Origin of the sequence: Pusillimonas sp. ANT_WB101 (genome assembly GCF_008369125.1) — a bacterium.
Classification (GTDB): Bacteria; Pseudomonadota; Gammaproteobacteria; order Burkholderiales; family Burkholderiaceae_B; genus Allopusillimonas.
This window is the reverse complement of sequence record NZ_VOAY01000004.1, coordinates 199,088-219,261: the sequence shown is the minus strand read 5'-3', so window position 1 is coordinate 219,261 and position 20,174 is coordinate 199,088. Positions and strand designations below refer to the sequence as shown.

Here is a 20,174-nt window from a genome sequence, read left to right as displayed (position 1 = left end):
AACACCGGCACAGGAAACACTGGCGAAGTAAGCATTTTGCCATGTTCCCGAAATTTTGCTGCTTGAGCGGGTTTACAAATGGCCAACTCGCTCTAAACTAGCGGACATTATGACGTACTCGACCCTTTGGTTGTCACAAATCCAGTTTTTTTCCAGTCTGGGTTTCATGCTGATGTTTCTTGCGCTGGAGCTCGGGCTTGCCTGGATGCTGGCTTATTTTCGCGTTCGCAGCCTGCTGGCCTCTCCTGCGCCATATATCGGTGCGTATCGATTCTGGGTACGTATTTTCGCCCTGGCCTTCATTCTCAGCTTCGCCGCCAGCCTGCCGGTGCTCATTCAGCTTGGCAGTCTATGGCCTGGTCTAATGGGAAAAATCGGCGATGTAGCTGGGCCACTTCTGGCAGCCGGCATTCTGTCGGTTTTTGTCTTTAAATCATGTTTTCTCGGGGCCATGCTGTTTGGTGAGCGTCGGCTTGTTCCAAAAATGCATGCCCTGGTGGTCTGTATGGTGGCGCTTGGGGCAACAATTATGGCATTTTGGCTGCTGGTGCTGGTGTCGTGGGCCCACGTTCCGGTTGGGGCCGAACTGGTTAATGATTCTTACCGTGTCACTGACTGGCTTAGCGTGGTCTTCAACCCGGCGTTGCCTTGGTACGCGGCGCTTTTTCTGCTGGCCAGTGCGTTGATATCTGCCTTTCTGGTCATGGGGGTAATCGCCGCCCAAGCACTGCGTCGCCCCTGCGACGAAAGCAGCCAGGTCACGTTTCGCTTCGCGGCCAAGGTTGCAGCTGTGTGTGTTGTGCTCCAGGTCTTGGCCGTAGCGGGAGCAGTTCAGGTAACCGCCCACTACCAGCCCGCCAAGGCGGCTGCCACAGCTGCCTACTGGCATAGCGGCGCTGATGCCGACATTGTGCTGTTTGCCTGGCCAGACACTGAACATGCTGTCAATCGCTCGGCCTGGGTATGGCCAGGTACTGGCGATTTCTGGCTAGGTCGCGATGCGCAAGGGCGGTTGCGAGGTCTCGATCAGTTTGGCGGCATGTCGCCGCCGGTGGCAGCCACATTTTGGTCGTTTCGTCTGGCCGGGCTGGTTGGCTTGCTGATGGCGTTGGTGGCCTGGGTAACGCTATGGCGCGCCCGCCGGGTCGGCTACGACGCCAGTGCGCTGTCGCGCGTGTGGCGCCGGGTTTTGGTGGGCATGGGCTGTTCTGGCTGGGCCATGCTGATCGCGGGTCTTGTGTATGTGCTGCTGGGGGCCTACCCTTATGCGGTCAATGGCACCATCACCATTAGCGAGATCGCAGGCGATACCTCATTTGCCGTTCTGGCCCTTTCTTATGCCGCGTATATGTTGTTTTACGGGCTGTTTATTGTTGGGTTTTTCGCCATGCTGCGCCATGTGTCGCGCTATGGGGTAGTGCCAGTGGCCCGACGCAGGGGGCGGGCATGATCGATGCGCTGGCCATGTCTATGGGCTTTGGGGTCGAAGAACCTGATTTCTGGATGCCGCTGGTATTTTTTGCACTGTTTTACGCCATTATTGTTGCGGCAGCGGTGCTCGATGGCTTTGATATCGGAGTGGGGTGTCTGGTTCTTTTTGCGCCGACCAGCTTGCGGCCTCGCATGCTGGGTTTGCTCAGTCCCTGGCGCGATGCCAATGAGTTCTGGCTTTTTCTTGGGCTTGGTCTCTTTTTGGCGGCGTTTCCTGGTGCCTGGGGGCCCGTCATGGGGCAGCTCTACGCGCCGCTCTGCGCGCTGGCACTGGGCACGCTGTTGCGCTCTGTCTGCTTTGAAATGCGCATGCGAGCATCTCAGCCTTTGCAATCACGCTGGCTTATTGGTTTTGCATTGGGCTCGTTGCTGACAGCCTTGTCCCATGGCTTTTTGCTTGGAAAAATCGTGGTGTCGTACCGCGCAGGCGATACTTACGTGGGGTTTTCCACCTTTGTAAGCCTTTGCGCGTTGTCCGCTTACTGCCTGCTCGGTGCGAGCTGGCTCATGATGCGGGTGGGTGGCGAGCTGCGCGCCCGGGCGGCGTCGTGGGGGCGCAGGGCAGTGCGCTGGACGGCTGCTGGCGCCGTAGGTGTGACGGTGGTGCTGGCGTTCGCGAACCCGGGTGTCTTTCTCAAATGGAGCGACGGCCTCGATGGCATGATCGTGATGGCGTTGTGGGCCATACTGCTGGCCAGTTTTGTGACAATCGAGATGTGCCTGCAGCGAGCCATGCACAGCAGTTACCGCAACACGGCACTTCCGTTTACATTGACGGTGCTGGTTTTCATGGTGCTGCTAGGGGGCCTGGGCTACAGCTTTTTCCCCTATCTGGTGCTTGATAACATCACCATCTGGGACGCAGCGGCATCCGTCGAGTCATTGCGACTGGTACTGGCGGCAAGTGTCATCGCACTGCCTGTGGCGTTTATTTTCAATTTATGGGTGTACTGGCACATGTTTGGCCTGTCGATCGCCCCTGAGCCCCCAGCGTTTCATCCGCAGGCACTTACGTCGGCTTCAAAGGAAGCCTGATAACGATCTGCAGTCCTCCAGAAGAGGCCTGCCCCAACGTTAACGTGCCTTGGTGCGCGCGCGCGATGGTGTCTGCCAGCGCGAGGCCCAAGCCGACCGAGCCGGTGCGGGTGCGTGCTTCATCCAGCCTCGAAAAAGGGCGTAGCGCTTCGGCACGACGCTCGGGGCTAATGCCCGGCCCGTGATCAGTCACCGTAATCACAGCAAACCCGTCGCTTTCATCCAGCGTAAGCTCTACAGGCGGGGCTCCGTGGTTTAGTGCATTTGAGATCAGGTTATCGAGCAGTCTTCCCAGAGATAGCGCGTCAGCGTTTACGTGCAGCGCTTGCGCTGGCTGACTGGTGAGGCTGACCGGGCTACCGGCACTTTCCCAGGCCATGACCTGTTCTTCCAGCCAGGCATTAAGAAGCATTGGCGAAAAATGATACGACCCTGGGTCTGAGCCGCGCACAAAGCCGATGAACTGATCCACCATGCGTTGCATGTCCTGCACATCTTTACGCATGCCCTCCTGAAAGGTGGGGTCATTAACCATTTCAATACGCAACCACATGCGTGAGAGCGGGCCTTTCAGGTCGTGCGGCAGCCCCGCGAGCAGTGTGCGCTGCACGGCGCTGTTCTCGGCCAGTGTGTCTTGCATGGCGTTGAAACGCTCAGCCAGTACACGGGTTTCGCGCGGGCCTGACGGGATAACGCGCTGGGGTTGACCTGCGGCGAACTTATCGGCCGCACTGGCCAAACGCGTAAGTGGTCGGGTAATGTGCCATGAAAAGGCGGCGGCCATCAGAAGCAGCAGGCCCATGCCCGTGAGCCATATGACGATTACAGGCGTTCCCACCGGAGGCGCAACGCGGTCAAGCGGAATGACCAGCCATTCACGTTCTGAATTGCTGATGTCGGCATTGGCACCATTATCGGAGAGCAGCGAAATGTATAAACGGGGCTCTGGGCCGCGCGACAATGCAACCCGGGTGTTGCCCTCAAGCCGTTCGTTCAGTTCCTGTACAAACAGACGCAGGCTTTCGCGAATGTCTTTGGTAACCGGAGGTGGGGGCGGTCGGGTGTGATGATGTGGTCGCAGCCCTGAAACGCTTGCGTTTGACGGCAGGCTGCGCGACCAAAGCCGCCACTCATTGCGTGAAGCGTGTTTTACGAAGTCGGCACGCTGCTCGGCTGGGATGGCGGCCAATGAGGCCTGAAGCGTGCGTATGGTCGTTGCTGTCAGCTCGGCGGCTACGTCGGCCGTAAACTTTTTTCGATAGTATGAAACGGTCGTAAAAGTAGCGGCCTGTACCAGCAAAATGGTGCCCAGCGTCAACAGCACCATGCGTGCCGATAGCGAACGAGGCAAAGGTAATCGGCGCATTAAGGTGAAAACCGGTAGCCAACACCCCAAACGGTCTGGATCCAGCGCGGTTGCTTGGGGTCTTCTTCGATGGCGCGGCGCAGACGAAGCACGGCAATGTCGATTGCGCGATCATTGCGTATGCCTTCGTCATCGTCACGGGCCAGTGCCAGCAGCCTTTCGCGAGAAAGCGGTTTGCCCGGGTTGCTGACCAGCGCTTCCAGCAGGTTTACTTCGCCCCCAGTCAGTTTGATGACTTCTGTGTCTTTCATAAGCTGGCGGGTGACCGGGTCGAATACAAAAGGCCCGAACGAAACTGGCTTGTCTTTATTGAGGGCAGAAGCCCCTTTTTTGCGCCTGAGCACGGCCTCAATACGGGCCAGCAGTTCGCGCGGATCAAAAGGTTTGCCCAGGTAATCGTCTGCGCCCGCCTCAAGCCCGATGACGCGGTCTACGGTTTCATCTCGCGCAGTCAGTAAAATAACGGGAATGTCTTCACCTTGCTGACGCAGGCGGCGGCAGGCTTCGGCGCCGTCACCACCGGGCATCATGCGATCCAGCACGATAAGATCGGGCGAATAACGCTGAATGCGCTCGACCAGATCGCCCGCGTCGGCCGCTAGCAAGGTATCGTAATGGTGCCGGTTCAGATAATCTGCCAGCAACTGGCGCAAGGCCGGGTCGTCATCGACGACAAGCACTTTGACAAGAGGTGTTTCCATAGTATGCAGTGTGCCGTGTGTAGCATGGACGCGCAAGCTACTGGAAATGAATTGAAATACATAAATACAGTGCACGATGATGATTTGTTTTTCTGAGCCAGTTTCACCATGATCCAGCGCAGCGTACAGTCTGTAAGAACTCAGCTTGCGGGCTACTCGTGGCTGACCGACATGCCTGCCATGCTTTGCTGGGCAGCGGTGGTAGGCGTGTTTGGCGCGTTTGCCACCATTGCCTTTCACCAGGGTATGGACTTGGTTCAGCACATGGCAACTGGCAAGAGAGGTTCTATTGTCGGCATGATCACCAGCTTGCCCTGGTATGGGCGGCTTCTGCTTCCAGTCGCAGGCGGGGTGATGGCGGGTTTGTTGCTCTGGGCCGCCTCAAAACTGAAAGGCGGCGCCAACGCTGACTACATGGAGGCCGTTGCAATTGGCGATGGCCGCCTGTCAACGCGGCAGGGCTTGCTGCGTTCACTGTCATCCCTTTTTTCAGTGTCATCAGGAGGTTCGTTGGGTCGGGAGGGCGCCATGGTGCACCTGGCGTCGCTGTGTGCGTCGGTGCTTGGCCGTCTTATTTATTTCAGTACAGCGCGATTGCGATTGCTGGTGGCCTGCGGTGCGGCAGCCGGTGTGGCATCGGCCTATGGTGCGCCTTTGGCGGGTGCGCTGTTTGTAGCCGAAATCGTGCTCGGGTCGATGTCAATGCGTTCATCTGGGCCGTTGCTGGTGGCCGCTGCGTCCGCCAACATCGTTATGCGCATGACCGGGCATTACCAGACTACGTACGCCATGACGGATATCCCGCAAATTCCGGGCCTTGAGGTATTGCCTTTTGTTGCCCTGGGCGTGCTGGCCGGTTTTGGTGCGCCTTTGTTCCTGAAATTTATCGACCTTACCCGCCAACTGTTCCGGCGAACCAAGCTGCCGCTGCCCTTACGGTTGGGGTTGGGAGGGGCTCTGGTTGGCGTATTGCTGATGTTCTTGCCCCCGGTTGCCGGCAATGGCTACAGCGTGGTGTACTCGTTCCTGCATACCTCATGGGCCTGGCAGGCTGTTGTTGTCATACTGGTGTGCAAGGTGCTCGCCACGGCCATTACGGTGGGCTCAGGGGCCGTTGGGGGTGTGTTTACGCCCGCCCTGTTTGTGGGTGGGGCTCTGGGCACGCTGTTCGGGCTAATCATGGCGGCGCTGTGGCCAGGTATGCAAGCGCCCGTATACATGTATGCGCTCGTCGGCATGGGCAGCTTTCTGGGCGCGGCCACCAGTGCGCCGTTGATGGCCATATTAATGATTTTTGAAATGACCCTCAGCTACCAGATCGTGTTGCCTTTGATGCTGGCGGCCGTGGTGGCGTATTTTGTATCACGTGCAATGGCCGAGGTGGCAATGTATGACGTTACGGTCGTGCGTGAGCGTGATGCTTTACTGCGTCATCGCCTGCGTTACACCATGATCAGCGATCTGGTACGGCCTGCCGACACGGTTGTGGCCGCCAGTGCCCCGATCAAAGATGCGCTGCAAATGTTTCTTGATTACCCTGTAAGGTATTTGTATGTGGTTGATGACGACAATATTTTCCAGGGTGTCATTGCGCAGCAAGACCTGACCAGTTTATTGTTAAGCCAGAGTGACTTGGGTCAAAAGCGGGCTGGCGATGTGCTGCGTCGTGATGTTGTCAAAACTCTACACGCCAGTATGTCGCTGGATCAGGCCCAAGAGTACTTTGTGCAGTTTCGTGGTGAGCGCTTGCCGGTGGTTACAAACGAAGAGCGTCCGGCGCTTTTGGGTGTGGTATACAAGTCTGCGGTGCTTGAGAAATACAGCGCCCTAAAGCGATCACTCGATGCAAGCGCAGAAGCCATGCTTGATCATCCGCCTGAGCGCAGGTCTCGTTCCTCAGATCAAGAGTAATCAAGGCAACCGCATCATAAGGGCGCAAGGCTCCTTGGCCCACGGTACTGTAGTACCTGGCTACAGGCCGCAGCGCCTCTTGCTTTCCCTCTTTCCAAGCGCGGGCCGCGACTGTAGCGAGCTTCAATTACATTGTTTTTTGTTATGCATTTTTTTCGTCAAGGTTTGTCTATGGTTTTGTTGCTTGCGTTGGCGCTCGCCGCGCCAGTGCGGGCGCAGGCAAACGGTGCAACGCCGCCGCCATGGCGGGCGTTGGGCGGAGTGAGAGCGTACTCGGTACCCGAACGGGCTCCTATAAAAGCCATGCCGCTGGACGGGGCAGAAGACATGTCCGGCAGCAATGCTTCGCCCGATGACGGCGAATTCGACTTGGGGCCGGGCTATGTTCCCAATCGTTATGCATGGCAGGCCAGCAGTCATCCAGAGCCCCGGCGCGCACGTGTTTCCGATACATCCCCAGGCTTGCGCGGGGCTCCGGCCTGGAGGTCGGGCAAAGTCCATAGGCGAGCGCTTGCCGCTGACCGGCCCTGGGCGATGGGCACCAGTTCATGGCAGTACAAGGGAGAGCAGGGCCTGCGAGTTTCTCTGGGAAACCGTGCCATTGCGGCACCCGCATGGGCTCGCGGGGCGAGTCTGGGTGGCATCACCGTGGCCAGGAAAGCAGGGCAAGTCAGCTCCGACGACGTGTGGGCATATTCGGTTTCGCTGGGAGCCATAGACCAAGCGCCCAATATTAAAGAGGGCGATCTCGATTATGGTGAACGTGCGGCCCATGTGCTGTTCAGTTATGGGCTATTACCCGACCTGACCATGGAGTCCCAGCTCGAAGTCGCGCCTCACATGGTCACAACAGGTCTTGGTGGTGAGTATAAAACGCAGTGGGGTGCGTGGACGGCTGGCGTGGCACAAGCCAGCCACAGCCTGTACAAAGGTTGGCGTTATCAGGCCGGTTATGCGGTAGACGTGGCTGAAGATCTTTCCCTGTCGTGGATGAACGAACAGTACTCTGCCGGGTTTGTAGATCTTAGTACCTATTCGGGTGGCCCGGCAGCCGTCGGAGCAAATCGCCACAGATGGTCGGCGACCGTGCCAACCCGGCGCTGGGGCGACATCAGCGGCACGTTTGAGCGGCTCAGCCCCACTTCGGGTGATTCCAGCAGCCTTTTTGGCTTGACCCAGCAGTTCTGGTACAGCCCCAATCTGCGCGTCGGCATCAGCACCCGGCGCGAATTGCGTACCGGAGACTATGATGTAGGGGTCCGGCTTTCTGTGTCGATTTTTTAATTGTTATTTTTGCGCATGCCTTTATCTTCCCTCGAAACCCTGCAGCAAGTATTCGGCTACGAAGCGTTTCGTGGTGAGCAGCAGGCCATTATCGACCATGTTGTCGATGGCGGTGACGCACTGGTACTGATGCCTACCGGGGGCGGCAAGTCACTGTGTTATCAGATACCGGCACTGGTCAGGCCTGGCACTGGCATTGTTATTTCGCCATTGATCGCACTTATGCAGGATCAGGTCGATGCCCTGACCGAGCTGGGCGTACGGGCGGCTTATCTTAATTCGTCGCAAGACTGGCGCGAGGCGCGTGAGGTTGAGCGCGCCTTTGTCGCTGGTGAACTTGATTTGCTGTATGTCGCACCCGAGCGCCTGTTGACTGACCGGTGCATGGACATGCTGTCACAGGGGCGTATCGCGCTGTTTGCCATTGACGAGGCGCATTGTGTGTCGCAATGGGGGCACGATTTCAGGCCCGAGTACCTTGGCCTGTCTGTGTTGCACGAAAAGTGGCCAGGTATTCCGCGGCTGGCGCTTACCGCCACCGCAACGTCCGCCACCCGAAGCGAGATTGCCGAGCGACTCGACCTGAACGGCGCTCCGCACTTTGTAGCCAGCTTTGATCGCCCCAATATCCGTTATCGCATCATTGAAAAAAATGAGGTCCGTCGGCAATTACTGGCATTCATTCAGGCAGAGCACGAGGGCGATTGCGGCATTGTTTATTGTTTGTCGAGGGCACGCGTCGAAGAAACGGCCAACTACCTGTGCGAGCACGGCATCCCGGCATTGCCTTACCATGCTGGTCTCAGCCAGGCAGTGCGCGCTGACAACCAGTCGCGGTTTCTGCGTGAAGAGGGGCGGGTTATGGTGGCCACCATTGCGTTTGGTATGGGGGTTAACAAGCCCGATGTGCGCTTCGTGGCACATATTGACTTGCCCAAGTCTGTCGAAGGGTATTACCAGGAAACGGGTCGTGCTGGGCGTGATAGCCTGCCGGCAACGGCCTGGCTGGCGTATGGTCTGCAAGATGTGGTGCAGCAACGGCGCATGATCAGTGAGTCTGCCGGTGATGAGTCTTTCAAGCGCCGTCTGGGGGCGCAGCTCGATGCCATGTTGGGTTTGTGCGAAACCGTGTCATGCCGGCGGCAGCGGCTGCTGGCTTATTTTGATCAGGCCATACAGCCTTGTGGCAATTGTGATACCTGCCTGGAGCCACCAGAAGCCTGGGACGGAACCGTTGCTGCGCAGAAGATACTTTCGGCAGTCTACCGTCTGTGGCGCGAGCGGGGGCAGCGCTTTGGCGCTGGCCATCTCATTGATATATTGCGCGGCAAGCCCACTGACCGCATCAAAGAATATGGGCATGACACCTTGTCTGTTTTCGGCGTAGGCGCTGACCTGTCTGAAAATGCCTGGCGTGGCGTGTTGCGCCAGTTGCTGGCCAACAGCTTTCTGGCTGTCGACCATGAGGGATACGGAACACTCACGCTTACAGAAAGCAGTCGGGCTGTGCTGAAAGGCGAGCATACGCTCATGCTGCGACGCGAATCAGAAAAAAAATCACGCAGCTCTCGGTCTACAGGCGGGCGTAGCAAAGAATCGGCCGTGCTGCTGCCGCCCGAGGCACAGCAGCGATTTGAGCTTCTGCGTACGTGGCGCGCCGAGGTTGCACGCAACCACGGCGTTCCGGCCTACGTGATCTTTCATGATGCCACGCTGCGTGAAGTGGCCCTTGAAAGCCCCCAAACCCTGGACGATCTTGACGGTATAACTGGAATCGGCGTGCGCAAGCGCGAAGCTTACGGTGAAGAGCTGCTGCGTTGCGTAGCGGGGCTTCCCGTGCTGTAGTGGCGGTGGGTAATTTAAGTGAATAACTCGGGCGTGCCGCCAGGGCCTGCAGGTGGCGTAAGGCCCAGATGGCGCCAGGTGGTCATGGTCGCTACACGGCCCCGCGGGGTGCGCTGCAGATAGCCGTGCTGAATCAGGTAAGGCTCGATCACATCTTCGATAGTGTCGCGCTCTTCGCCAATGGCAGCTGCAAGGCTGTCAACACCTACCGGGCCACCGTCAAATTTGTGAATAATGGCTTCAAGCAGCTTGCGATCCATCAGGTCTAACCCTTGTGGGTCGACCTCAAGCATGGCAAGGGCGGCGTTGGCCACTTGGGCATCTATGTGGCCTTCGGCCCTGACCTCGGCGTAATCACGCACGCGTCTGAGCAGGCGGTTGGCAATGCGAGGCGTACCGCGCGCACGGCGTGCGATTTCAACCGCACCTTCTGGCGAAGTATGTGCATTGAGCAACTTGGCGCTGCGCGTGACGATATGGGTGAGGTCTTCAGCATTGTAGAACTCGAGCCGCGAGACAATGCCAAAACGGTCGCGCAGCGGGTTGGTAAGCATGCCGGCGCGTGTGGTGGCACCCACAAGGGTAAACGGCTGCAGATCGATTTTTACACTGCGAGCTGCCGGCCCTTCACCAATAAGAATATCTATTTGAAAGTCTTCGAGTGCCGGGTAAAGTATTTCTTCGACGACCGGCGACAGGCGGTGGATTTCGTCAATAAACAGCACATCGTTTTTTTCGAGGTTGGTGAGCAGGGCGGCAAGATCGCCCGGACGCTCAAGCACCGGGCCTGAAGTTTGCCGCATCTGCACACCCATTTCGTGCGCCACAATATGGGCAAGCGTGGTTTTACCCAGACCAGGGGGGCCAAAAAGCAGAACATGATCAAGAGACTCCCCACGATTGCGGGCAGCCTGAATGAAAATTTCGAGTTGCTCGCGTACGCGATGCTGGCCGATGTATTCGCTGAGCGATCGCGGACGCAGGGCGCGCTCGATCGACTCTTCATTGGGAGAAGCGCTGTGCGGGGTGACAATGCGCTCTGGGGCCGGAGCGCTGGAGAGCGAGTCAGAATGTATGGCCATGGGGTATGTGCTGAGTATATTTACAGTGCAATGGTAACCGATGCGTAGACGCTGTGCGGACAATCATATGGTGACGCATAATTGCACGGCAAGCAGCAAGCAGCAAGCAGCAAGCAGCAAGCAGCAATTCGCAAGCAACAGGCGACAGCCGACAGCCGACAGGCGACGAGGCGACAGCAGCAATTCGCAAGCAACAGGCGACAGCCGACAGGCGACGAGGCGACAGCAGCACGCGGAAGGCTGCCTGCAAGTAGATAGCAGGCAGTGGGTAGGATTAGATAGCGTCAAATAACGGACAGTGCGCGGCGGGCGGAAAGCAGTAAGTGGTCAACATGCGACGGGTGGCGGGCGATAAGCGGCAAACTGAAAACAAAACACGCAACAAGTTGCGCCCGGCAGGTAACATGTAGCAAGCAATAAGCAATAAGCAATAAGCAATAAGCAATAAGCAATAAGCAACAAGCAATAAGCAACAAGCAACAAGCCGTGATCTACGCCCTGCATGCTCGACGTGTCTTTCCCGTTTATTTCAGAAATCCTCTTTTAAGAATACCCATGACTGCCACTCTCCCTTCTTATGAAGATGTCCTTAAAGCCGCCGCCCGTCTTGAAGGGGTTGCCCATCGCACGCCTGTATTGCGCTCAAGCACGCTGGATACTCGGCTGGGTGCCCAGGTTTTTTTCAAATGTGAAAATTTTCAGCGCATCGGCGCATTTAAGTTTCGCGGTGGTTACAACGCTATTGCTGCATTAAGTGAAGCACAGCGCCGTCGGGGCGTGGTGGCGTTTTCGTCTGGCAATCATGCCCAGGCGGTCGCGCTAGCCGCAAAGCTGCTGGGTGCGCCAGCTACTATTGTTATGCCCGCCGATGCACCGCGCGCCAAGAAAAATGCGACACAAGAATACGGCGCTCGTGTGATCGAGTACGACCGTGCCACGCAAGACCGTGAACAGGTAGCCCGTCAGTTTGTCGAACGTGATGGCCTCAGCCTGATTCCGCCTTTTGACTACGCGGATGTCATTGCCGGGCAGGGCACGGCCGTCAAAGAATTGCTGGAAGAAGCAGGCGGCCTTGATGCACTGTTTGTGCCAGTGGGGGGCGGTGGCCTGATTTCTGGATCGGCCCTGTCGGCCCATGCGATCAGCCCCGATTGCCAGATATTTGGTGTCGAGCCCCAGGCGGGTAATGATGCGCAGCAGTCATTTCGCAGCGGCGCCATCGTGCGTATTGCACAGCCCAGCTCCATTGCCGACGGTGCGCTTACGCAGGCTCTCGGTCAGCTTACCTTTCCGCTCATCCAACGCCATGTCAAAGACATACTCACGGTGACCGATGCCCAGCTTGTACAGGCCATGCAGTTTTTTGCGGAACGCATGAAAATCGTGGTCGAACCCACCGGCTGCCTGGGTGCGGCGGCCGTCATGAATGAAGCCGTGCCGCTGAAAGGCATGAGAGTGGGTGTATTGCTAAGCGGTGGCAATGTTGACCTTGCCAGCTATGGCGCTCAACTCGCGGCAAGTGATCGCCTGCCGCCCACCTGAAAGAGCCTTGTCAGCCTGTGTTGTGGCGCGTAAAGCACGGCGATATCCATGGCGTCAATCTCTCGCGGTAACCAACAACCAGTTGTCGGCCCGATCGGGTTCTGTGGTCTCACAACGTAGCCGTAGCGTGTTGCGGCGTTGTGCTAGCACGGCCCCGTCGCCTAAGAAGCGGGACCCCGCACCTTACAGGCGCGAGAATGAACAGAAGCGAAGTTCCGCACTTTATGCGCACGTCAGTGGCCAGCAACGGGATTTCGCCTCTTTTATGCGCGCGATAGTGACTTGAGCGCCAGCCTGATACCTTCGGCCACCTCGACGTTTTCGGGCAACTTCTTGAGTGCCGCCTGCGACTCGCTGGACGAATACCCTAATGACAAGAGCGCATTCATAATATCGTCGCGTCCGTTGCTCAGCGTGCCAGGCACATGCGGCAGGTCGGCACCCAATTTGCCTCGCAGCTCGAGCAACAAGCGCTCGGCTGTTTTCTTGCCGATGCCGGGAACCCGCGTCAAACGGCCCGTTTCCTGCTGTGTAATGGCAGCGCCCAATTCGTCGACCGTCATGCCCGACAGCACAGAAAGTGCCGTGCGCGCGCCGATGCCGGTAACCTTGATCAGCGCCCGAAAGGCACTACGCTCTTTGGCGGACAGAAACCCGTACAGCGTGTGAGCGTCTTCGCGCACGGCCAGGTGGGTATACAACGTTATGGTTGATCCAGTTTCAGGCAGGTCATACAGCGTGCTCATGGGAACATCAATCTCGTAGCCCACGCCGCCCACGTCTATGCAAACAATAGGCGGTAGTTTTTCAATCAGTTTTCCGGTAATGCGTCCGATCATTTAGATGCTCCACAACTCACCGCCCAATCAGGCCCGGTGATAAAACGCACGCTGCCCTGGGGCTGCTCTGCAAAATTGACGATGCGCCTGACCACACGGTACGTGTTTATAGACGTAACCCTGCGAGGCCGTGTTTTACTGGAGGCCAAGGCTCTCCCGAACTAGGGTGAAGTCTAGCCGATCAAGCGCCCGCCACGCATTCGGCTGTGCGAGCCGGTCGAGAGCTGCCCGGTTTGCTGCAGCCTGGTGGACAGCGGGTGGAAATGCGCGTGACAAATAGCGCAGGCCAGTGCATCGGCCGAGTCGGATGCGGGTACGCCGTTCAGCCCGAGCAAGTGCTGCACCATTTTCTGCACCTGCTCTTTTGCCGCGTGTCCGTTGCCGACTACTGATTTTTTAACCTGTAACGCCGTGTATTCATGTACTTCAAGCAAGCTGTCAGCCAGCGCACATATGGCTGCTCCCCGAGCCTGACCCAGCAAAAGGGTTGAGGATGGGTTTGCGTTGACGAACACCTTCTCAATTACCGACACGTCAGGGCGGGTGGATTGCACGATTTCGCGGATATTGTCGAGAATAACCTTGAGCCGGCCCGCCAGTGGCTGATCAGCAGGCACCACTATGGTGCCGCTGGTGACATACTGCAGCCGTTGGCCCTGGGCATCGATGACCCCAAAGCCGGTGCGGCGCAGGCCCGGATCGATGCCCAGTATCCGCATTAGTGGCGGAAGTGGCGTATGCCGGTGAATACCATGGCAATACCCCGCTCGTTGGCCGCGGCAATTACTTCGTCGTCGCGAATGCTGCCACCCGGTTGCACGACGCAACTTGCGCCCGCATCGACCACCACATCAAGGCCGTCGCGAAACGGGAAGAAAGCGTCAGACGCCACGGCGGAACCTGCCAGCGACAGGCCAGCGTTTTCAGCCTTGATCGAGGCAATACGGGCCGAGTCGATACGGCTCATTTGCCCGGCGCCCACGCCCAGCGTCATGCCGTTGCCGACAAACACGATGGCATTAGACTTAACGTACTTAGCCACGCGCCAGGCAAACCGCAGGTCGAGCATTTGCTGTTCTGTGGGTGCTAACTCGGTTACCACCTTGAAGTCTTCGCTGCCCATCTGATGGATATCGGGATCTTGCACCAGCCAGCCACCACCTACGCGTTTGATGTCGAAGGCATTCTGGGCATTGCCCTGAGGTATTTCGAGTACACGTACGTTCTTCTTGGCGGCAAACACAGCCAACGCCTCGGATGAGTAGCCGGGAGCAAGCAGTACCTCGACAAACTGGTTACTGATGGCCTGAGCTGTGGCTTCGTCGACAGGGCGGTTGAAAGCGATAATGCCACCGAAGGCAGAGGTAGGGTCTGTCTTGAATGCCTGTTGATAGGCGAGCAGGGGTGTATCGCCGATGGCGACGCCGCAGGGGTTGGCATGCTTGACAATTACGCAGGCGCTGCCCTGAAAGCTGCGGGCGCATTCCCATGCCGCATCGGCATCAGCAATGTTGTTATAAGAAAGCTCTTTGCCCTGCAGCTGGCGATAGCTGCCAAGCAAGCCAGGCTTGACTGGCTGGTCTACGTAAAAGGCGGCAGCCTGGTGTGGGTTTTCACCATAACGCAGTTCTTGCTGCTGCTTGACCTGTACCGTAAGCGTGCGCGGCCAGGTTGAGCGGGCAGGCGCTTCGGCTTGAGCAGGCTCGGCGGTGGCCAGGCTGCTGAGATACGCCGCGATGGCACCGTCATAGGCGGCGGTGTGGGCATAGACCTTGGTTGCGAGTTCAAGACGCAGGGCATAGGAAGGCTGACCTGTCGGGCCGTCAATGTCGGCCAGTACGCGTGAGTAATCAGCAGGGTCGATGACGACGGTAACGCCACCAGCAGGGGTTCCATGATTTTTGGCCGCCGCACGCAGCATGGCTGGGCCCCCGATATCGATATTTTCGACGGCGTCGCCAAACGTGCAATCAGGTTTGGCAATGGTTTCGCGAAATGGATACAGGTTGACAACCAGTAGGTCAATAGGAGCAATGCCTTGCTCGTCAAGGGTTGTCATGTGGGTCGGATCATCACGACGGGCCAGCAGGCCACCATGAATTTTTGGGTGCAGCGTTTTGACGCGGCCATCAAGAATTTCTGGTGAACCCGTATGGGTGGCCACTTCTGTGACATCAAGGCCGGCCTCGGCCAGTTGGCGGGCGGTGCCACCTGTTGACAGTAGCCGGACGCCGCGTTGCGCTAGGGCTTGGGCGAACTCGACGATACCGGTTTTATCGGAAACCGAAAGCAGGGCAGTCTGGATTTTCATGGGATAGTGAGTGTTGTGAGGAACAGGTCAGGGCTGGATATTGTGTGTCAGCAGTTTCTTGCGTAAGGTACCGCGCGTAATGCCCAGTATCTCGGCGGCTTTTGATTGATTGCCGTGCGCTTGTTCAAGGGCTATCTGCAGTACCGGTCGTTCGACACAGTTAACGACCATGGCGAGCATGTCGTGAGGCTGAGAGTCGCCCAGATCAGCGAGATATCGCTTTAGCTGGTCGCGTACACATTGTTCCAGGGGGTTGATTTGGCTCATTGGTTTTAAGGCTGTAACGTTCTTGCGTTGGAAGGCTGGGGCTTTCAGGCCGCCCCCGTTCTCATCGGTATGACAGGCATGGTGGGTGGGTGACGGTCAAACCATTGTTCTAGGGCGCGGGTTTGTTCGCGTGTACTGTTTATTTGGTTGATCAGCGGCAAGAAATCTTGCGCGTCCGGCATGCCGGACAAATACCAGCCTATATGCTTGCGGGCAGACCGCACGCCGGTAAATTCGCCGTAAAACCGGTAATGCTCTTCTAGGTGGTCCAACAGAAAAATGCGCAGCTCGCCAAAAGACGGTGAAGGCAAATACGCGCCAGTGGCGAGATAATGACTGATCTCGCGGAATATCCAGGGTCTCCCCTGAGCGGCGCGACCGACCATGACGGCGTCGGCGCCAGTGTAGTCTAGTACATATTTGGCTTTTTCGGGGCTGTCGATATCGCCATTTGCAATAACTGGAATATCAACGGCCTGTTTTACAGCTTTAATGGTGTCGTACTCTGCGTGGCCTTGGTACAGGTCGCAGCGGGTGCGGCCATGCAGCGTAATGGCTGCAATGCCTGTGTCTTGTGCCAGGCGCGCAATGCGCAACGCGTTGCGCGAGGTGTGATCCCACCCTGTACGGGTTTTAAGGGTTACCGGCACATCGCGTGTTGCGCAGGCATCAACGACGCTGCGCAGTATTTCAGCCACGCGCTGCTCATCGCGCAGCAAGGCTGAACCCGACGCTACATTGCATACCTTTTTTACGGGGCAGCCCATATTTATATCGATAATGCAGGCCCCTTTGTCGATATTGAACAGCGCCGCCTCTGCCATCATGGCAGGGTCAGATCCGGCGATTTGTACCGCAATGGGGTCGATCTCGCCGTCGTGGTTTAGCCTGCGTGATGTCTTGACGCTGTCCCAGAGCCTGGGGTTGCTTGCCGCCATTTCAGACACGGCATAACCCGCCCCCAGCGCCTTGCAGAGCTTGCGGTAGGGACGATCGGTAACACCCGCCATGGGTGCGACGAAAACAGGGTTGGGAAGAGACCAGGGGCCGATGCGCATGGGGGGATTTTACCCCCCTCGAACTGAAGACGCAGATCGAGCCGAGCTTGAGCGCTAAATACGCAGGCCTTGCAGCAGTTGCCGCGCTAGTGGTGCGCGTAGCGGCGGCAGTAGATCAAGAGCCAATAAGGCCAGGCCACAGGCATGTTCGATCAAGGGGTTTCCGGTGGCAAAGATTCGCGGAAGAACGTCGGTAACGCCAGCCGTTAACCAGCGGTCGGGGCGCCGGGATTTGGCAAATTGGGCCAGACTGGGCTGCGGGTCAGAACCAGGAAAGGCCAGCCAGGGCGTGAGGGCCTGGCTCAGTTGCGCGGCGTCACGCAGCCCAAGATTGAGTCCTTGTCCTGCGACGGGGTGCAAGGTCTGTGCGGCATTGCCAATGGCCACTGTGCGCGGGTTTATCAGCGATGGGCCTGCGTGCATGCTCAATGGAAATATATGGCGTTCGCCGATACAGCGCAGCGTGCCCAGACGGTTGCCAAACATGGACTGCAGCGCCTGTTCGAATTCGGCTTGCTGCAGTTGCAGCAGACGATTGGCCTCAGCCGGGGGGCTGCACCACACGACACCGTAGATGTCGTCGCCCTGTGGGTGTGGCAGAAACGCCAAGGGACCATGGGCCGTAAAACGCTCGAAAGCCCAGCCTGATCGGGGGCGAGAGGCACGAACCATGGCCAGCAGCGCGTTTTGCCCGTACTGCCGTTCTATGCCTTGCGGACGGGCACCGTCTGATTGCACGGCAAGCGCACTGCGTACCGGCTGGCCATCCAGGATGAACTCAGCGCAACCGATCCCGTGGGAGGGCGAAGGCGAGCCTTCAAGCCGGGTAATGCCGCTGCGTTCCAGTGCCTGGTGCAGGCTGGCCAGTACGGCGTCATACCCCACCACACTTCCCAGCTGCGCAACGCCGAGTTCTTCGTGGCGGATTAGTGTACGACCCAGGCGACCCCGCTGGGATACATGCACGGTCGTAATGTCGGCGGCCGCATCTGGCCACGCTCCCAGGTGTTCCAGCAGGACACGGCTTCCGTGGTTTAGTGCCAGCGTGCGCGGGTCAGCCTCCTGGCAATGGTCTTTGCCGACAGGCGTGAAACGGCGCCCCATTAGCGCAATGCGCTCGGGTCTTTCGGTGCGTAGGGCAAGAAGCAGGGCCAGCGTGCTGCCTACAGGCCCCGCGCCGCTGATGGCGATGTCATAGGGTGGCGTGTTCATGATTGCTTGGGGTTAGGTCAGAGTGACTACAATGCAGGCTTTCCGGTAGTGGGCATGGCTTTGTCGTCATGCTCCAACACGAGGTTCTGCATGACGCAATTTACCACTCCCGCGCGGCCACGACGAAAAGTGACGGCGGCATGGCTGGCCGCCTTGTTTGGCGTGCTGGGTATTCACTGGTGGTATATGGGTCGGCGCCACGCATGGGCAGTCACCCTATTTGGTGTGCTTATGCTGGCGCTCTCACGTTTTTATCCGTTGTGGTGGGACAGCCCGCCATTTCTGATTCTCATCATTCCCATTACCGCAGGGTTCATTGAATCGCTGATCTTTGCCTTGAAACCCGACGCATGGTTCGACGCCCGTTACAACCCCGGTTTGGGTGAAGTGAACCACACGGGTTGGAGTGCGGTGTTTGTAGCCATCTTTTCAACCTTTGTCGGCAGCATGGCGCTTATGTTTGGCATCGCGCTAATTGTCTTGCACGTATATACGGCAATGGGCTGGCTTGAAGGCTTGAATCTTTAGGCGTCAAGTCTGCAGCACGTGTTTGGAAAATTCGTGTTTCAGAAAAGCAAGTGAAGTGTTTGTAAATGATGGCGACACATACATGCGTGGCAATGCCGCAACGCAGGCACTGTCTTTTTTTGAGCGTCATCTCTGATCTTTATCTCCTAGGGTTGTCCCCAGGGGCGTTTAGCCACTACAATGCAGTGTGTTCAATTATAGGAGCTGTGCGGTGAATTCAGACCCCGGCGATAGTTGTCGATCTTGCATCGTCACCACTTTCACCAGGCGCGTGTAAACGTAAGGCTACTCACCCTGTAACAGCCCCTCGTTCCACGCCTGGTTTTTCAAGGGCGTGGAAGTTATCCGAATACGGTCGTATTCAAACTCCCCGTCATTTTCAAAATGAAGTCTGCTCATAAGGCAGATCCGTGCCTCGCCTTTAGCGTCGCGCACCCAAGACAATGGGGGGTTCCATGCGTCTCTTCAATCTTTATCTTCGCCGTGCCGGCGTTCAATCGGCGCCGGCTCTTGTGCCCAGTGCAGTATCGCGCTTTACCGTAGTTTGCCCCCGGCACGCCCTGCCCACTATCAGGCGTCAGATTTACCATGATTTCCAGGCCGCTGGCTTGCGGGTATCGGGTTTACAGGTCGATCACGCCCACCAGCACGACATGGCCCGCGCCTGTGTAACCGTGGCATGTCCTCCAGAAATGCGCGCCGTGCTTATGTCGCGGGCTCGCGAACTCAGTTCGTTTCCGGGCGTACAACAAATTCACTGGGGCGACAAGCGCAAGCAGCATGCATTAAACTAGTTTGGTCTACGGTTTACCGGATCTTGCCCGCATGTTTCTTCTTGATTGGCTAACGCCCTGGGAATTCTCCCCGACACTGGTTGTGGCCTTTATTGTCGGTGGCTGGCTGTTTGTGCGCGGCACGCGTGTGCATCGCGTGGGCAAGGTTCGTCAGGCCATGTTCTGGATCGGCCTGATTTTCCTCTATTTGTCTCTGCACACCCGTGCTGACTATTACGCTGAACGCATGTTTTTCATACATCGCGTTCAGCACTTGGTGCTGCACCATCTTGGCCCGCTGCTGGTCATGGGGGCCTACCCCGGTCAGGTATTGCGTGCCGGCCTCGGCATGCGATGGCGCCAGTATCTGCTGCAGTTCCGGGCTACCGTACCGGGGCGGGCTCTCGAAGCCACACTCACCAATAAATATTTTGTGCCGCTGCTTTTTGTAGTGCTGGTGCTGGGCTTTCTGATTCCCACGGTGCAGTTCTACTCCATGCTCGACTGGCGACTTTATCGTTTAATGAACTGGTCTGTGGTCATCAGCGGGTTTATGTACTGGAACCTCATTCTCGACCGCCGTCCCAGCCCGCCAGCAGCGCTCTCCCCGGGTGGGCGGGTCATATCGCCCGTAATTACCATGGTGCCTCAAATGGTGACGGGCGCCATTATTACCTTTACCGAGCACGATCTGTATCCGGTGTTCGACCTGTGCGGGCGAGCCATTCCGGGTATGACGGCGGTAACCGATCAGGCCATAGGTGGCCTGACCATGTGGGTGTTGGCTGGCTTTGTCGAGGTTTTCGGGCTGCTGTTCGCACTGTCAACGCTTATGCGTCTGTCCGGAAAAGGGCGCCTCCCCGAACGAAAACGCACGCGCCGCGACGGTCGAGCCAAGGTGGCGCCGGTATCTTGAGGTAGCCACGTAT

At 57.8% G+C, this 20,174-nt stretch carries 18 protein-coding genes; 9 read left to right on the top strand and 9 right to left on the bottom strand.

What is annotated here, in order from left to right; genetic code table 11:
- Positions 1 to 109: 109 nt before the first annotated feature.
- Together FQ179_RS17175 and FQ179_RS17170 are read left to right on the top strand one after the other, a co-directional pair.
- On the top strand, positions 110 to 1,450 hold the full coding sequence (locus FQ179_RS17175) for a cytochrome ubiquinol oxidase subunit I (protein WP_149398545.1): 1,341 nt from the start codon (positions 110 to 112) through the stop codon (positions 1,448 to 1,450).
- Positions 1,447 to 2,526, top strand: coding sequence for a cytochrome d ubiquinol oxidase subunit II (locus FQ179_RS17170; protein ID WP_149398544.1), 1,080 nt, complete (start codon positions 1,447 to 1,449; stop codon positions 2,524 to 2,526). The genes FQ179_RS17175 and FQ179_RS17170 overlap by 4 nt, the downstream gene beginning before the upstream one ends.
- On the opposite strand, the gene FQ179_RS17165 is transcribed toward FQ179_RS17170, so the two are convergent.
- The gene (locus FQ179_RS17165; protein WP_188074641.1) at positions 2,501 to 3,892 is read right to left on the bottom strand and encodes a HAMP domain-containing sensor histidine kinase; all 1,392 of its coding nucleotides are present in this window, start codon (positions 3,890 to 3,892) and stop codon (positions 2,501 to 2,503) included. The genes FQ179_RS17170 and FQ179_RS17165 overlap by 26 nt on opposite strands.
- The gene (locus FQ179_RS17160) at positions 3,892 to 4,593 is read right to left on the bottom strand and encodes a response regulator (protein WP_149398543.1); all 702 of its coding nucleotides are present in this window, start codon (positions 4,591 to 4,593) and stop codon (positions 3,892 to 3,894) included. Before FQ179_RS17160 ends, FQ179_RS17165 begins: the two co-directional genes overlap by 1 nt.
- 108 nt (positions 4,594 to 4,701) lie before the next feature.
- On the opposite strand from FQ179_RS17160, the gene FQ179_RS17155 reads away from it, so the two are divergent.
- The 3 genes from FQ179_RS17155 to recQ all read left to right on the top strand — a co-directional run bounded on the left by FQ179_RS17155 (position 4,702) and on the right by recQ (position 9,633).
- Entirely contained in the window at positions 4,702 to 6,504 is a 1,803-nt protein-coding gene (locus tag FQ179_RS17155) for a ClcB-like voltage-gated chloride channel protein (RefSeq protein WP_149398542.1), read from the top strand.
- A 171-nt stretch (positions 6,505 to 6,675) separates the two neighbouring features.
- Positions 6,676 to 7,788, top strand: coding sequence for a hypothetical protein (locus FQ179_RS17150; RefSeq protein WP_149398541.1), 1,113 nt, complete (start codon positions 6,676 to 6,678; stop codon positions 7,786 to 7,788).
- 15 nt (positions 7,789 to 7,803) lie between these two features.
- Complete coding sequence (recQ, locus tag FQ179_RS17145; protein WP_149398540.1) at positions 7,804 to 9,633, top strand: DNA helicase RecQ; 1,830 nt, start codon at positions 7,804 to 7,806, stop codon at positions 9,631 to 9,633.
- Between the two features lie 14 nt (positions 9,634 to 9,647).
- On the opposite strand, the gene ruvB is transcribed toward recQ, so the two are convergent.
- Positions 9,648 to 10,715 (bottom strand): Holliday junction branch migration DNA helicase RuvB, encoded by a 1,068-nt coding sequence (gene ruvB / locus FQ179_RS17140; RefSeq protein WP_149398539.1) that lies wholly within the window; start codon positions 10,713 to 10,715, stop codon positions 9,648 to 9,650.
- Between the two features lie 555 nt (positions 10,716 to 11,270).
- Between ruvB and FQ179_RS17130 the strand changes: the two genes are divergently transcribed.
- On the top strand, positions 11,271 to 12,257 hold the full coding sequence (locus FQ179_RS17130) for a threo-3-hydroxy-L-aspartate ammonia-lyase (protein ID WP_149398537.1): 987 nt from the start codon (positions 11,271 to 11,273) through the stop codon (positions 12,255 to 12,257).
- A 263-nt stretch (positions 12,258 to 12,520) separates the two neighbouring features.
- On the opposite strand, the gene ruvA is transcribed toward FQ179_RS17130, so the two are convergent.
- The 6 genes from ruvA to FQ179_RS17100 form a co-directional block, all read right to left on the bottom strand.
- A complete protein-coding gene (ruvA, locus tag FQ179_RS17125) occupies positions 12,521 to 13,096 on the bottom strand; it encodes a Holliday junction branch migration protein RuvA (protein WP_149398536.1) in 576 nt (191 codons plus the stop codon).
- A 173-nt stretch (positions 13,097 to 13,269) separates the two neighbouring features.
- Positions 13,270 to 13,815 (bottom strand): crossover junction endodeoxyribonuclease RuvC, encoded by a 546-nt coding sequence (gene ruvC, locus FQ179_RS17120; RefSeq protein ID WP_149398535.1) that lies wholly within the window; start codon positions 13,813 to 13,815, stop codon positions 13,270 to 13,272.
- Entirely contained in the window at positions 13,815 to 15,407 is a 1,593-nt protein-coding gene (gene purH / locus FQ179_RS17115) for a bifunctional phosphoribosylaminoimidazolecarboxamide formyltransferase/IMP cyclohydrolase (RefSeq protein ID WP_149398534.1), read from the bottom strand. The genes ruvC and purH overlap by 1 nt, the downstream gene beginning before the upstream one ends.
- 27 nt (positions 15,408 to 15,434) lie before the next feature.
- Complete coding sequence (locus FQ179_RS17110) at positions 15,435 to 15,674, bottom strand: helix-turn-helix domain-containing protein (RefSeq protein WP_149398533.1); 240 nt, start codon at positions 15,672 to 15,674, stop codon at positions 15,435 to 15,437.
- Positions 15,675 to 15,718: 44 nt separating this feature from the next.
- Positions 15,719 to 16,732, bottom strand: coding sequence for a tRNA dihydrouridine synthase DusB (gene dusB / locus FQ179_RS17105; RefSeq protein WP_149398532.1), 1,014 nt, complete (start codon positions 16,730 to 16,732; stop codon positions 15,719 to 15,721).
- A 54-nt stretch (positions 16,733 to 16,786) separates the two neighbouring features.
- Positions 16,787 to 17,944 carry an FAD-dependent monooxygenase gene (locus tag FQ179_RS17100; protein ID WP_149398531.1) on the bottom strand — a complete coding sequence of 386 codons (1,158 nt, stop codon included), beginning with the start codon at positions 17,942 to 17,944 and terminating at the stop codon, positions 16,787 to 16,789.
- Positions 17,945 to 18,034: 90 nt separating this feature from the next.
- On the opposite strand from FQ179_RS17100, the gene FQ179_RS17095 reads away from it, so the two are divergent.
- From FQ179_RS17095 to FQ179_RS17085, 3 genes are all read left to right on the top strand, one after another.
- The gene (locus FQ179_RS17095; RefSeq protein ID WP_149398530.1) at positions 18,035 to 18,472 is read left to right on the top strand and encodes a hypothetical protein; all 438 of its coding nucleotides are present in this window, start codon (positions 18,035 to 18,037) and stop codon (positions 18,470 to 18,472) included.
- Between the two features lie 455 nt (positions 18,473 to 18,927).
- Positions 18,928 to 19,266, top strand: coding sequence for a hypothetical protein (locus FQ179_RS17090; protein WP_149398529.1), 339 nt, complete (start codon positions 18,928 to 18,930; stop codon positions 19,264 to 19,266).
- Positions 19,267 to 19,297: 31 nt separating this feature from the next.
- The gene (locus FQ179_RS17085) at positions 19,298 to 20,161 is read left to right on the top strand and encodes a cytochrome c oxidase assembly protein (protein ID WP_149398528.1); all 864 of its coding nucleotides are present in this window, start codon (positions 19,298 to 19,300) and stop codon (positions 20,159 to 20,161) included.
- Positions 20,162 to 20,174: the final 13 nt, after the last annotated feature.

Excerpts from the sequence above, each read along its gene's own strand:
- FQ179_RS17175 (WP_149398545.1), top strand. The coding sequence starts at position 110 with ATGACGTACTCGACCCTTTGGTTGTCACAAATCCAGTTTTTTTCCAGT.
- FQ179_RS17170 (WP_149398544.1), top strand. The coding sequence starts at position 1,447 with ATGATCGATGCGCTGGCCATGTCTATGGGCTTTGGGGTCGAAGAACCT.
- FQ179_RS17165 (WP_188074641.1), bottom strand. The coding sequence starts at position 3,892 with ATGCGCCGATTACCTTTGCCTCGTTCGCTATCGGCACGCATGGTGCTG.
- FQ179_RS17160 (WP_149398543.1), bottom strand. The coding sequence starts at position 4,593 with ATGGAAACACCTCTTGTCAAAGTGCTTGTCGTCGATGACGACCCGGCC.
- FQ179_RS17155 (WP_149398542.1), top strand. The coding sequence starts at position 4,702 with ATGATCCAGCGCAGCGTACAGTCTGTAAGAACTCAGCTTGCGGGCTAC.
- FQ179_RS17150 (WP_149398541.1), top strand. The coding sequence starts at position 6,676 with ATGGTTTTGTTGCTTGCGTTGGCGCTCGCCGCGCCAGTGCGGGCGCAG.
- recQ (WP_149398540.1), top strand. The coding sequence starts at position 7,804 with ATGCCTTTATCTTCCCTCGAAACCCTGCAGCAAGTATTCGGCTACGAA.
- ruvB (WP_149398539.1), bottom strand. The coding sequence starts at position 10,715 with ATGGCCATACATTCTGACTCGCTCTCCAGCGCTCCGGCCCCAGAGCGC.
- FQ179_RS17130 (WP_149398537.1), top strand. The coding sequence starts at position 11,271 with ATGACTGCCACTCTCCCTTCTTATGAAGATGTCCTTAAAGCCGCCGCC.
- ruvA (WP_149398536.1), bottom strand. The coding sequence starts at position 13,096 with ATGATCGGACGCATTACCGGAAAACTGATTGAAAAACTACCGCCTATT.
- ruvC (WP_149398535.1), bottom strand. The coding sequence starts at position 13,815 with ATGCGGATACTGGGCATCGATCCGGGCCTGCGCCGCACCGGCTTTGGG.
- purH (WP_149398534.1), bottom strand. The coding sequence starts at position 15,407 with ATGAAAATCCAGACTGCCCTGCTTTCGGTTTCCGATAAAACCGGTATC.
- FQ179_RS17110 (WP_149398533.1), bottom strand. The coding sequence starts at position 15,674 with ATGAGCCAAATCAACCCCCTGGAACAATGTGTACGCGACCAGCTAAAG.
- dusB (WP_149398532.1), bottom strand. The coding sequence starts at position 16,732 with ATGCGCATCGGCCCCTGGTCTCTTCCCAACCCTGTTTTCGTCGCACCC.
- FQ179_RS17100 (WP_149398531.1), bottom strand. The coding sequence starts at position 17,944 with ATGAACACGCCACCCTATGACATCGCCATCAGCGGCGCGGGGCCTGTA.
- FQ179_RS17095 (WP_149398530.1), top strand. The coding sequence starts at position 18,035 with ATGACGCAATTTACCACTCCCGCGCGGCCACGACGAAAAGTGACGGCG.
- FQ179_RS17090 (WP_149398529.1), top strand. The coding sequence starts at position 18,928 with ATGCGTCTCTTCAATCTTTATCTTCGCCGTGCCGGCGTTCAATCGGCG.
- FQ179_RS17085 (WP_149398528.1), top strand. The coding sequence starts at position 19,298 with ATGTTTCTTCTTGATTGGCTAACGCCCTGGGAATTCTCCCCGACACTG.